Consider the following 12610-nt stretch of genomic DNA (forward strand, 5'->3'; position numbering starts at 1 on the left):
AGCTTTGTTATGGATAATTAAGTAAGATTATCAAGAATTTAATTTTGAAATTTTCTTTCTGAATGAGATTTAAAAGAGATATTACCTATAAGAAAATTCTATCATTATTTAGGAATCAGAATGGAAGTCCTTTCTTTAATGCTAAAGGTTTAGCTATAGGGGTATTTAGTGGCTGCTTTCCTTTTTTTGGGTTTCAGACTTTAATAGGGGTATTTTTTGCTAAAATAGCTAAGGGAAATATTGTTCTAGCTGCAATTGGTACCTGGATCAGCAACCCTTTTACTTATATTCCACTTTATTATTTTAACTATAAAGTTGGTTCGATTTTTTTAACTAATTCTTCTAATAAAATTCTTGAAAAAGGTTTAGTTATTGATGACTTATGGAAACAAGGTAGAATTTTTTCCCTGAAATTACTCTTAGGTTCATCTTGTGTAGGTATTTTATTAGCTTTGATTTGCGGCAGTATTGTTTTCTTTATCTACAAGATAAAAAGTAAAAGATAGATAGATCTGATTTTAAAATTAACTTTGTCCAACTCTGGCAATATCTAAAACATCTGCCATTGATTTAATTTGTTCAATTGTTTTGTGAAGTTGATTAAAACTTTCAAGACCTACACAAAGATTTATAATAGCTGGTTTACCATAAGCAGTTTTAACATTGGCATCGCTAACGTTTATACCTTTATCAGATAACCGCATAAGAATATCTTTAAGAACTCCAACTCTATCAATTACTTCTATTCGTAGCTGAATTGGAAACTTATTATCGCCAGTTTTATTATCTTGATTCCAACCAACAGGTAATCTTCTCTCTATTGGAATTGGTATTACATTTTCACAATCTTCCCTATGTATGGTTATCCCATGGTTGCCGAGCGATACTGTGCCGACTATATCTTCGCCTGGGAGTGGGGAACAGCATTTACCTATTCTGTAATCAAGACCTTCTATCCCGGAAATTGGTGATCTAGCTGCCGTATTAGATTTATTAGTGGATAAATTACTATTACTTTTAAGAGATTTTGCTATTTCAGAGTCAGAATCATTTTTTACATCTTCTGTCTGTAATTTTATTTCTTCTCTTAGTCTGTTTAATACTTGATGCAAAGTTAAACCACCAAAACCAAGAGATGCAAGAAGGTCTTCAGAAGTTTTTAAATTGCATCGATTTGCAACTTTTTTCATGGCTTCACTAGAAATTAATGCTTCAAAACCGTTTCGACCTACTTCTTTTTCAAGTAAATCTCTACCTCTTTTAATCGTTTCATCACGATGGCTTTTCTTATACCATTGGCGGATTCTATTTTTAGCAGTTGGCGTAACTACAAAGTTCAGCCAATCCAAGCTTGGAGTAGCATTATTACTTGTCAAAATTTCTATGAAGTCACCATTTTGAAGTGCTGTAGATAATGGAGAAAGCTTTTCATTAATTCTTATTCCATTACAGTGATTTCCAACTTCAGAATGAATTCTGTAGGCGAAATCTATCGCGGTAGATCCTTTCCTTAAACCAACAACATCTCCTTTTGGAGTGATCACAAATACTTCTTCATCAAATAAATCTTCTTTAATTGAAGCTAAATAATCATTATGATCCCCTTCATTACCTTCTTGTTGCCATTCTACTAATTGTCTTAGCCAATTAAATCTCTCGGCATTACTTTTAGCAGGAGAACCACCCTCTTTGTATTGCCAATGAGCGGCAATACCATATTCAGCAATTTGATGCATGGAAGTAGTTCTAATTTGAACTTCAATAGGTCGATGTCTTCCAATCACAGAAGTGTGTAAGGACTGGTATCCATTGGGTTTTGGTAATCCTATATAGTCTTTAAATCTACCTGGAATTGGTTTGAAAGTATCATGAACCACTGCTAAAGCTCTATAACAACTATCAGAATTGTCCACGATAATTCTTAGGGCAGCAACATCATAAATCTCGTGAAAATGCTTTTGTTGTCTTTCCATTTTGCTCCAGATGCCATAAAGATGTTTTGGCCTGCCTGTTATTTCAAAATTTTTCAAACCTGCTGAAACCAAGTTTTCCTTCATAAGATTCAAAGTTACTTTTAATCTTTTTTCTCTATCACTTCTTTTAACAGCGATTTGATCTTTAAGATCTTTATATTCTTTAGGCTCTAGGAATTTAAAAGCTAAATCTTCTAATTCCCATTTAAATCTGTTTATTCCTAGTCGATTAGCTAATGGTGCATAAATCTCTCTTGTTTCTCTTGCTATTCTTAGTTTTTTCTCATCATTTAGCCATTCAATTGTTCTCATGTTATGAAGTCGATCTGCAAGTTTTACTAAAACAACTCTGATATCGCTGGCCATAGCCAAAAACATTTTCCTAAGATTTTCAGCTTGTGCTTCAGTCCTGTTGTTAAAGTGAATGCCTCCTAATTTTGTTACACCTTCTACAAGTATTTTTACTTCTAATCCAAAATTTGTTTCTATTTCGGATAAATCAATGCCAGTATCTTCAACAACATCATGTAAAAGGCCTGCAGCAATAACAGATGTACTAGCACCTATTTCTTTGAGGAGATTTGCAACAGCAACCGGGTGGATAATGTATGGCTCGCCACTCGCGCGGAATTGTCCATCATGAGCTTTATAAGCAAGTTTAAAAGCCTTTACTAAAAGGTTTTGATTCTCATCATTTTCTTTATTTGATTTTTCAAAATTATGAATATCTTTAAGAAGCCAATCGGGAATTTTTATTTGATAATTCAAAGATTCACTTTCATATTTTTTATTTTCAGGCAAAATGGTTTTGGAAACTTCAATTTCGTTTTTTTCTTTTGAATTTGCAGCTGCCTCAGACATTTTATATTGCTTTAGATGTATTTTATTTAGGTCTAGAAAAATTTGCTATAAATCATGGAAATAAATAAAGAAAAAATTATTTTAGTTAAAAATCTTACTGTTAAATATGGTTTAAAAAAGCAACCTATTATCAAAAATTTTAATTTGGAAATAGATAGTGGAGATCATTTGGCCATAATAGGACCTTCTGGATGTGGAAAGACCACTTTTGCAAAAACTTTAGTAAATATATTGCCTGAAAAGGCCACTTCTAAAGGGTATTTATCTATTTCTAGTGTAGATCCTAGGAAAATAAATAATAAAGATGCACAATTATTTAGAAGAAAGAATTTTGGATTTATTTATCAAGACTCTATAAAAAAACTTAATCCGTTAATGAGTGTTGGGGATCATTTATATGAATTATTTAAAACGCATGATCAAACTAAATCATCTGTACTTATTAAAAAATTAGTAAAAGAAGTTTTTCAAAAAGTAGGAATTGAAGAAAGTAGACTTGATTCTTTCCCACATCAATTTAGCGGTGGAATGAGACAGAGAGTTTCTATAGCAATGGCACTTGCTTTGAAACCTAAATTATTAATAGCTGATGAACCTACAACAAGCTTAGATACCAAAACAAGTTTTGAAATTATGCAAGAAATAATTCATCTATGTAATGAATTTGATACTACTTTAATTTTAATTAGTCACGATATAAATCTTGCAGCAAAGTGGTGTAAAAAAGTTGCAATAATTGAAAAGGGATCGATTGTTGAAAAAGGGAATATATTAGATATTTTTCAATCACCAAAATCAGATATCGGGAAAAAGTTAGTAAATGCTTCAAAAATAGTATTAGAACCAAATACGAAAAATAATGCTCGAGATGAGGTCGTTCTAGAGGTGAATAACCTAAGACATTGGTATAAATTAAATTCTTCAATTTTCATTAATAAATGGAATAAGGCTTTAAATGAAGTTAGTTTCAAGTTATATGAGAATGAGACTCTTGGAATAGTTGGTTCTTCAGGGAGCGGTAAAAGTACATTATGTAGGGCTTTAATTGGACTTCTTAAAGTAAGAGGTGGTGAAATCAAAATTTATGATAAAAATCATGCATCGAAAAAAAATAAATCTTTTAAAAAGAACAATAATATGCAAATCATTTTTCAAGATCCTTTTTCAAGTTTGAATCCGAAAATGAAAATTAAAAATATTTTGGAAGATATATTTTTTATGCAAAAAATTTCAGATAAAAGAAAAATCGAAAAAGAAATAAAATTAATGTTAAGAAATTTAGATCTTCCCTTAAACAATGATTTTTTTAATTCTTATCCTAGCCAATTATCTGGTGGTCAATTGCAAAGAATTTCATTAGCCAGAGCGCTATTGTTGAAACCAAAAATTTTGATTTGTGATGAGAGCGTAAATATGTTGGATGCTTCAGTGAAAATAGAGATTCTTGAATTACTTAGATTCTTGCAAGAAAAAATGAATTTAACGATTATCTTTATTACTCATGATTTAGGCATTGCTAAAAGATTTTGTGATAGGTTGTTAGTCATGAATCACGGCAAGATAGTTGATGAAGGACAAAGTTCTACAATATTCACTGAAACTCAAAACATGTATACAAAATCGCTTCTAAATTCCTCTTTAAATCTTATTTAACTTTAAGAACTCTTAGTAATTTTTGAAAATCTAATGGTAATTCTGATTCAAATATCATTTCTTTACCATTTATTGGATGTATAAGTCCAAGCTTTATAGCGTGTAAAGCTTGGCCATCTAATTGACATGGTAGTTTTTTACATCTTCCATATAACGGATCACCTACAATTGGATGATTAATGTGAGCGCAATGAACTCTTATTTGATGCGTTCGCCCCGTATCTAGTTTGAAACTCATTAATGAGTAATTGCCAAATCTTTCTTCTAATTTCCAATAGGTACAGGCATACCTTCCTGTAGTTTCTTCAACTACTTTATATTTCAATCTATTTAATTTATCTCTGCCAATGTGTCCCACTATTTGGCCTTCTTCAGAATTAGGTGCTCCATGAATGACTGCAATATATTCGCGTGATGCTATTTTTTCTTTAATTTGTTTCTGGAGATTTACTAATGCCTCTTGGCTTTTTGCAACCACCATACATCCGGAGGTATCTTTATCTAATCTGTGAACAATCCCAGGTCTTAGTTTCCCATTAATTCCAGGTAGATCTTTACAGTGAAAAAGTAATCCATTCACTAAAGTTCCAGATTTGTGTCCAGGGGCTGGATGAACAATTAGTCCTGATTGTTTATTGATTACTATAATGTGCTTGTCTTCAAAGAGGATATTTAAATCCATTTTTTCAGGTTTCAAATAAATAAGAGGTTCTGGAGGAGGCATCCATATTTGAACATTGTCGCCATTTTTTAATGGGGTCTTTGCTTTCGCGGTCTTATAGTTTACAAGTACTAAACCTGAATTTATAAAATGTTGAATTCTTGCTCTACTTTGTTCTGGCCTTTTACTTACCAACCATCTGTCTAGCCTCATAGGAAGAGGTAGCTCATAAATAATTTCTATACGCTCGCCTTCTCCAATGCCGAAAGAATTTTGATTATTTAATTCCATAGTGGGACTTCTAAAGCAATTTTACCCAGCATTTGATTTCTATAATCTTCTAATAACTTATGAGACATTCTCCTTTTATCGCCTGAGGTATGTTTTGAAGCTGCTTCGTCGATCCAAGCAGAAGGACTCTTAAAGCCTTTTGTAATATCAACTCCATATCTATTCGATATTTTTTTAACTGAAATATTCGCATTCTTATCTTTGTTGAGAGTGGATATAATTTTGATAAATTCAATTGCGACACTCTCTATTTCATAAGCAGCTTCACCAATATCGTCACATAGTGCAAGATTAAGTGCTGATTTTTGATCTTCTAAATTTGGAGGTATAACTCCAGGAGCATCTAGCAGATCTATACCACTGTCTAATTTTATCCATCTTAAATTACGAGTCACGCCTGCTTTCCTAGCGCTATCTACAACTCTTTTTTTTGCAATTCTATTAATTAATGCTGACTTTCCTACGTTTGGAAAACCAAGTGTAAGGGCTCTAATTGGCCTAATTCGCATTCCTCTAGAGAGTCTTCTATCGTCGATTGACGACCTAGAATCTTTGGCTGACTTACAAATTTCTTTAATACCTATTCCTCTTTTAGCATCACACCAAAGAGGATATTGATCTTTAGCATTAAACCAATTATTCCAACTATTGATTGTATTATGGGAGATCATGTCTGATCTGTTAATAACAAGAATATGTTTTTTATTATTTATCCATTTATTTAAGTGTGGATGTCCTGTTGACAAAGGAATTCGTGCATCTCTAACTTCTATAACTAAATCTACTTTATTGATAATTTCAGATAATTTCTTTTCTGCTTTTGCGATATGGCCTGGGTACCATTGAATTTTGGGTATGTCCACTTCAATAAATCAAATAAAGTTTTGTATTCCTTTTAGTTTTTATAAGTTTCAAAAGTATTTACTTCTAAAGTTTAGTATAAATTTAATGACTAAAAAATTTTTATAATCGTTAATTCTTAAAATTTATTAAGGCATAGGTAACAGTAACTACTTTTTAACCCAATAAGCCCAAATTAACGTTAGGGTCTTAAGATTAAAAATTAAGCTTGTTTAATGTCAAAATTATCTCTTTCCAGTCTTGATAAGACAAATTTAGAAGGAAAAAAAGTTCTTGTAAGAGTAGATTTTAATGTTCCATTAAATGAAGATGGTCAAATAACCGACGATACGCGTATTCGCGCAGCGATCCCAACTATTGAATATCTTATTAATCATTCTGCAAAAGTTATTTTAGCTGCTCATTTTGGTAGACCAAAAGGTCAGGTAAATGAAAAAATGAGATTAACTCCAGTAGCAGCAAGATTAAGTGAATTGTTGGGGCAAAATGTTGCACTTACTAACAGTTGTATTGGTGATGAAGCAGTTGCACAATCAAATAGCTTATCTAATGGAGATGTTCTTTTACTTGAAAATGTTCGTTTTTTTGGTGAAGAGGAAAAGAACGACTTGGAGTTTGCTAAAAAATTAGCATCACATGCAGATATGTATGTAAATGATGCTTTCGGTGCTGCTCATAGAGCTCATGCGTCAACTCAGGGAGTTACTAATTATTTAAGTCCCTCAGTAGCTGGATTCCTTTTAGAAAAAGAATTGAAATACTTACAGGGAGCAATAGATTCCCCAAAGCGTCCATTGGCAGCAATAGTTGGAGGATCAAAGGTTAGTAGCAAAATAGGAGTACTTGATTCTTTACTAGATAAGTGTGACAAAATCATGATTGGTGGAGGTATGATTTTCACTTTTTATAAAGCTAGAGGTTTAGATGTCGGAAAGAGCCTTGTAGAAGAAGATAAACTCGAGCTTGCTAAAGATTTAGAAGCAAAAGCAAAAGCAAAAGGAGTAGAATTATTATTACCCACTGATGTTGTTTTAGCTGATGAATTTTCTCCGGACGCCAATAGTAAAATATCCCAAATTGATTCAATTAGTGGGAATTGGATGGGTCTCGATATTGGTCCAGATTCCATTAAAGTTTTTCAGAATGCTCTTGCAGAATGTAAGACAATTATTTGGAATGGTCCAATGGGAGTTTTTGAATTTGATAAATTTGCAGACGGTACAAATGCAATAGCTACGACTCTTGCGGACTTAAGTGCTTTTTCTGAAGTTTGTACAATAATTGGTGGTGGAGATTCAGTCGCAGCAGTAGAGAAAGCAGGATTAGCTGAGAAAATGTCTCATATATCTACTGGAGGTGGCGCAAGTTTGGAACTTTTAGAAGGTAAAACCTTACCAGGAGTAGCTGCGTTAAACGACGCTTAGGCTATATCTCATTAACAATATCAATGCTCTTTGTGAAAGTAATCATTCCCTCAGGGTGAGCTATTATTCCTGACCAAATTTGTATCCCTGGTTTTGAAGGGGCTCTTGTTATTTTGAAAATCCCTCCAGACGCCAATGGCTCCAATAATATTTCTTGTTCAAAAAATGAATTAACTTGATGAGGTTTTATAGCTCCAGCAATAATAACTTCTTCAAGAGGCTTATTTAGAATTATATCGATATCATATTTTGAACCAGTAAGAACTCTATCAGGAATTTTAAAACTAATATCTATCTTTTTATTATCGTTTCTTATAGTTGTGAATAAATTTTTGATAATCCCTTCATCTATTTTCCCATTTACGATTGAAAATAAATAATCAAAATTGGATTCGAGTATATAAGTTTCTCCATTCACTATTTTTTCCCCAGAAACTTTTATTCGCAAAATATCTTCATTTGGAATATTAGATTTTAATCTTTTGATCTTCCATTTGCTGTTAGGGAAATCATTAATAATCTTTGAAAATTGTTTTGGTATATTTTGGCTTTCTTCAGTTCTAAAATTTTTTCTAATGAATTCTAAATCTCTTGCATTTAATGAGTTTTCTAGATTTCTTATGAAATCAACTTTTAAAGTTTGCGTTATTGCTGAATAGGGAATAATAAGATAAACAAATAAGTAGAGAAGAAATCCTATATTTTTGAATAAGTTTAAATTAAACATATTAATCATTGGTTATTTTAATTCTACTAATTTAAGTTTTTATGTCTAAAAAAAATAATTTATTAGTTGCAGCTAGTGGGACAGGGGGGCATATTTTCCCAGCCTTAGCCGTTTCTAAAGAGGTGGAAGATGAATGGAATATTCATTGGTTGGGTGTTCGTCAAAGACTTGATGCAAATTTTATTCCCAAAAAATATAATTTGAGGACTTTGAATATAAAGACACCAAGAAAAAATATTTTTTTGTTTTATCAATATATAGAAATTTTAATTTCAACTTTCCAAATAATTAGGATCTTAAAAGAAAAAAAAATTAACTTAGTTTTTACGACTGGCGGTTATATATCAGCACCTACTATTGTTGCTTCAAAACTTCTCAGGATACCTATCATTATTCATGAATCAAATGTAATTCCAGGAATGGTCACGAAATATTTTGGTTTTTTATGTAACTATGTTCTTTTAGGATTTAAGAAAACAAATTCTTATTTAAAAAATTGTAAAACTATTTTCACTGGAACACCTTTAAGAGAGCAATTCTATAAATTTAATTTTTTGCCAGAATGGGTTCCAAAAGGAAGAGGACCTCTTTTGATTGTTATGGGAGGTAGTCAAGGAGCAAAAGCTATAAATCAAATTCTTTATGAATCTCTAGAGTTTTTAATAAAAAAACAGTTTCGGATAGTTCATATTATTGGCGAATCTAATCAACAACCTTTTCATGTAAAAAACTCCAAAAATTATATTCAAAAGAAATTTACTAATGAAATAGCAGCTTTAATTCAAAACTGTGATCTTGTAATATCTAGATCTGGAGCAGGAACAATCAATGAACTAATAGAGGCTGAAAAACCTTCAATTTTAATTCCATATCCAGATTCTAAAAATAATCATCAGGAGAAAAATGCATTGATTCTTGCTGAAAGTGGAGGCTCAGTTTTAATCAATCAGAATAAAATTTCTAAAGAAGTTTTTGAAGAAACTCTAGAAAGAATTTTTAAAATAAAATCAAAAAAGGGAAAAAATCATTATGAAATATTAGATCTCATGAAGAAGAACATGGAAAATAATAATAAAATTAAATCTAACAATGAGATTAAAAAATTTATTAATTATTTTTTAAAGGAATTCTGAATTTCTTTACATAAAAGAGTGTTATTTTTCCTATTCTGCAAACTTATTCTTGCCCACTTTTCGTCAAGAAATCTAAATGAAGTGCATTCTCTAAGCAATATTCCCTTATTTTCTAAGTATTTAATATTCGGCGACAAAGATGTTTTACTTTCTATTAAAAAAAAGTTGGTTGAAGAGTTATGAACTTTAAGGTTTTCTATTTTTGATAGTTTGTCATAGACTATCTCTCTTTCATTCTTTATCCAGCTATGAATCTGCCTTATCCATTCTCCATAGAATTTATTATTATTTAGTAGGTCAATTCCGGCTTTAATGGCAAAGGAATTTAATGGCCAAGGATCTCTATTCATTTTCCATTGCTTAAGTTTTTTCGAAGAACCGATAACGTAACCTAATCTAAGACCAGGAATATTGAAGATTTTGGTCAAGCTCCGCAAGACTAATAAATTATCATATTTTTTGGTTAATGGTATTAAAGATTCTTTGTCCCCATTAGGTGTTATTGATAAAAAAGCTTCATCACAGATAACTAATTTATATTTTTTTATAATTGCCTCTAATGAATTCTTACACCACAATTGGCCAGTAGGGTTGTGTGGATTTGTTATCCAAATAACATCACCTTTAGGGGAAATTGGAAATGATTGAGGAAAAATATTATTCCAGTTTCTTGGTAATTCGTAATTTATGAAATTGCTATTCCAACAATTTAAAGATCTTTCATAATCAACAAAGCCTGGGGAAGGAATACAATTGATTTTAAATTTGGATGCTTCATAACCTGCCCAGGTTATTAGCTCAGAAGCACCATTCCCAGGTAATATATTGTCTGGATTTATTCCATGAAATTCACCAATTATTTCTTTCAAATCACTCAAATTTCTCTCAGGGTAATATCTAAATCCAAGATTCTTAATTTCCGCATTTAATGAATCTATTAGTATTTTAGGGGGGTCAAAGGGTACTAATGAGGCACTTGCGTCAATGATTTCAGAGGGTAATAAATTTAATTTTTTTGCATTTGCATATACATTTCCTCCATGTTTTAAGTTTGAAATATGCATGGCTTCTTTTGTGTAATCATTAGGGTCCGATTTATTCATTATTCATCTTCTGATTTTATTCAACCCATTTTAAACCTGATCCAACGGCCTCTTTTATATTAGATAATTTATGGTTATTGAGTTGCTTTATAATCCCCTCAAGTATATTGGGGACTAATTGTGGCCCCTGATATATCCATCCTGTATAAAGTTGAATTAATGATGCTCCAGAACAAATCCTTTCCCAAGCTGACTCAGGACTATCGATTCCACCAACGCCAATTAAAATAATCTTTTTATCAAAATTATGAATATGTTTTATTATTTGATTTGCTTTTTTTTGTAGAGGCCTTCCACTTAATCCTCCATTCTCTTCAGAAAGTAATAATCCTGTTTGCTCGATCTTTCTATTCTCAAGACCTAATCTATCAATGCTGGTGTTCGTAGCAATTATGCCATTGATGTTTTCCTCGATTATTAATTGACAAATATCTTCAATATCTTTAAGGCTTAAATCTGGCGCAATTTTTACAAATAATGGTGGACAATTAGGTAACTTTTTGATTTCTTTAAGAAGTTCTTTTAGAAGAATTGGATCTTGCAACTTTCTGAGGCCCTCAGTATTTGGAGAACTTACGTTTATTGCTGCGTAATCACAATATGGAATTAATAATTTTAGAGAAGTTAAATAATCATCTTTTGCTTGAGATAAACCTGTAATTTTAGATTTGCCAAAATTTATTCCCAAACAAATATTTTTCCTGTTTTTTTTTAACTCAATACCTTGTTCAAGAAAGTTTTTAACTAGATTCTCAGCACCATTGTTATTGAAACCCATCCTATTTAATGCCGCCTCTTCTTTTGCTAATCTAAATAACCTCGGTTTGGGATTGCCATTTTGGGCAAATTTAGTTACTGTACCAAGTTCAGCGAATCCAAAACCAAAATCTTTCCATATATTTGCTGCGTTTCCATTTTTGTCAAAACCTGCAGCTAAACCAATTGGATTGCAAAAATTTATTCCACATATGTTCTGACTTAACCTTTTATCAACTATAGATAATTCATCATTTAGATTTTTTAGGATTGATGAAACTAAAGGCCAATTATGTTTTCTTGAACTGAATGATAGAAGGCTAATAGATAAATTAGTTAAATATTCTGCATCTATTCCAGAGTCTTTTTTTAGTATAGGGGTCATCAAGCTTTTATAAAGTTTATTAAATACCCCCTTCTGTTCATTCATAAAAAATTAGGATTCTTTTTTTTCTATTATCCAATATTTTTTATCTTTAGGAATCAATCTCCAATTACGCCATTCAAAAAGTAAATATTGTTTTATCTTTAAGTGGTTTTCTTTGCCCAATAAGTTACTCAGTTCTAATGAACTTAACAAGTAACTTTTTTCTGCAAATTTTTGAATTAATTCATTTCTTGAAAATAATGCCTGAATTTCTGCAGGTGCATTTTTTTCAAAAAGGTCAACTGAGGATTCTGCTTCTTTTAAGTTACTTCCTATAGATATACCTTTGCTGTAATTAGTTGCTATTTTATCAACCCTATCATTTTGTTTATCCCCGCTATGACCCTTAACATATTCCATTATTAGGCCATTAATTCTTAATTGATCAATTTTTTGCCATAAATCAAGATTCTGTACTGGTTTTCCTGCGCTTGTTTTCCATCCATTTCTCTTCCAGTTTATAATCCATTTTGTATACCCTTCTATTACATATTTACTATCGGTTCTTAATTTAAAGTTCTCTTTTAATTTATAGGTTGTTAATTTTTCAAGAGTTTTTATAGCTGCAGTTAATTCCATTCTATTATTAGTGGTATTTTGCTCGGAACCACCTATTTCTAATTCACTGTTATCGTCAAAAATTATTAAACCACCCCAACCCCCTGGACCTGGATTACCGCTGCAGGCTCCATCAGTTGCAGCTTCAATTGCAATACAATCGCTATTCATAATTTTTGAAG

The 12610-nt window shown here is 31.3% G+C and carries 11 protein-coding genes; 4 read left to right on the forward strand and 7 right to left on the reverse strand.

The features are described 5' to 3' along the window. Nucleotides 1–62: 62 nt before the first annotated feature. The gene (locus PMT9312_RS00970; protein WP_011375758.1) at nt 63–506 is read left to right on the forward strand and encodes a DUF2062 domain-containing protein; all 444 of its coding nucleotides are present in this window, start codon (nt 63–65) and stop codon (nt 504–506) included. 18 nt (nt 507–524) lie between these two features. Here PMT9312_RS00970 and PMT9312_RS00975 read toward each other — a convergent pair whose 3' ends face one another. Then, nucleotides 525–2834 carry a RelA/SpoT family protein gene (locus PMT9312_RS00975; protein ID WP_011375759.1) on the reverse strand — a complete coding sequence of 770 codons (2310 nt, stop codon included), beginning with the start codon at nt 2832–2834 and terminating at the stop codon, nt 525–527. Nucleotides 2835–2888: 54 nt separating this feature from the next. Between PMT9312_RS00975 and PMT9312_RS00980 the strand changes: the two genes are divergently transcribed. After that, complete coding sequence (locus PMT9312_RS00980) at nt 2889–4487, forward strand: ABC transporter ATP-binding protein (RefSeq protein ID WP_011375760.1); 1599 nt, start codon at nt 2889–2891, stop codon at nt 4485–4487. Here the strand turns inward: PMT9312_RS00980 and PMT9312_RS00985 are convergent. Continuing rightward, nucleotides 4480–5439 (reverse strand): RluA family pseudouridine synthase, encoded by a 960-nt coding sequence (locus tag PMT9312_RS00985; RefSeq protein ID WP_011375761.1) that lies wholly within the window; start codon nt 5437–5439, stop codon nt 4480–4482. The two genes, PMT9312_RS00980 and PMT9312_RS00985, sit on opposite strands and share 8 nt — an antisense overlap. Next, nucleotides 5430–6302 (reverse strand): ribosome biogenesis GTPase YlqF, encoded by an 873-nt coding sequence (ylqF, locus tag PMT9312_RS00990; RefSeq protein WP_011375762.1) that lies wholly within the window; start codon nt 6300–6302, stop codon nt 5430–5432. Before ylqF ends, PMT9312_RS00985 begins: the two co-directional genes overlap by 10 nt. A gap of 213 nt (nt 6303–6515) precedes the next feature. Between ylqF and PMT9312_RS00995 the strand changes: the two genes are divergently transcribed. Then, nucleotides 6516–7724 (forward strand): phosphoglycerate kinase, encoded by a 1209-nt coding sequence (locus PMT9312_RS00995; protein WP_011375763.1) that lies wholly within the window; start codon nt 6516–6518, stop codon nt 7722–7724. Between the two features lies 1 nt (nt 7725). Here the strand turns inward: PMT9312_RS00995 and PMT9312_RS01000 are convergent, their stop codons facing one another. Further along, complete coding sequence (locus tag PMT9312_RS01000; RefSeq protein ID WP_036924411.1) at nt 7726–8451, reverse strand: hypothetical protein; 726 nt, start codon at nt 8449–8451, stop codon at nt 7726–7728. A gap of 41 nt (nt 8452–8492) precedes the next feature. Here PMT9312_RS01000 and PMT9312_RS01005 point away from each other — a divergent pair, with 41 nt between their 5' ends. Then, nucleotides 8493–9584 carry a UDP-N-acetylglucosamine--N-acetylmuramyl-(pentapeptide) pyrophosphoryl-undecaprenol N-acetylglucosamine transferase gene (locus tag PMT9312_RS01005; RefSeq protein WP_011375765.1) on the forward strand — a complete coding sequence of 364 codons (1092 nt, stop codon included), beginning with the start codon at nt 8493–8495 and terminating at the stop codon, nt 9582–9584. Here the strand turns inward: PMT9312_RS01005 and PMT9312_RS01010 are convergent. From PMT9312_RS01010 to rnhA, 3 genes are read right to left on the reverse strand one after another with little or no spacing between them, the layout of a single operon-like run. Further along, complete coding sequence (locus PMT9312_RS01010; protein WP_011375766.1) at nt 9563–10687, reverse strand: pyridoxal phosphate-dependent aminotransferase; 1125 nt, start codon at nt 10685–10687, stop codon at nt 9563–9565. The genes PMT9312_RS01005 and PMT9312_RS01010 overlap by 22 nt on opposite strands. 16 nt (nt 10688–10703) lie before the next feature. Beyond that, nucleotides 10704–11873 carry a quinone-dependent dihydroorotate dehydrogenase gene (locus PMT9312_RS01015; protein ID WP_011375767.1) on the reverse strand — a complete coding sequence of 390 codons (1170 nt, stop codon included), beginning with the start codon at nt 11871–11873 and terminating at the stop codon, nt 10704–10706. Nucleotides 11874–11879: 6 nt separating this feature from the next. Then, nucleotides 11880–12599, reverse strand: a complete 720-nt coding sequence (gene rnhA, locus PMT9312_RS01020; protein ID WP_011375768.1) for a ribonuclease HI — start codon at nt 12597–12599, stop codon at nt 11880–11882. Nucleotides 12600–12610: the final 11 nt, after the last annotated feature.

The sequence above is a fragment of the Prochlorococcus marinus str. MIT 9312 genome (assembly GCF_000012645.1).
GTDB classification, from domain to species: domain Bacteria; phylum Cyanobacteriota; class Cyanobacteriia; order PCC-6307; family Cyanobiaceae; genus Prochlorococcus_A; species Prochlorococcus_A marinus_L.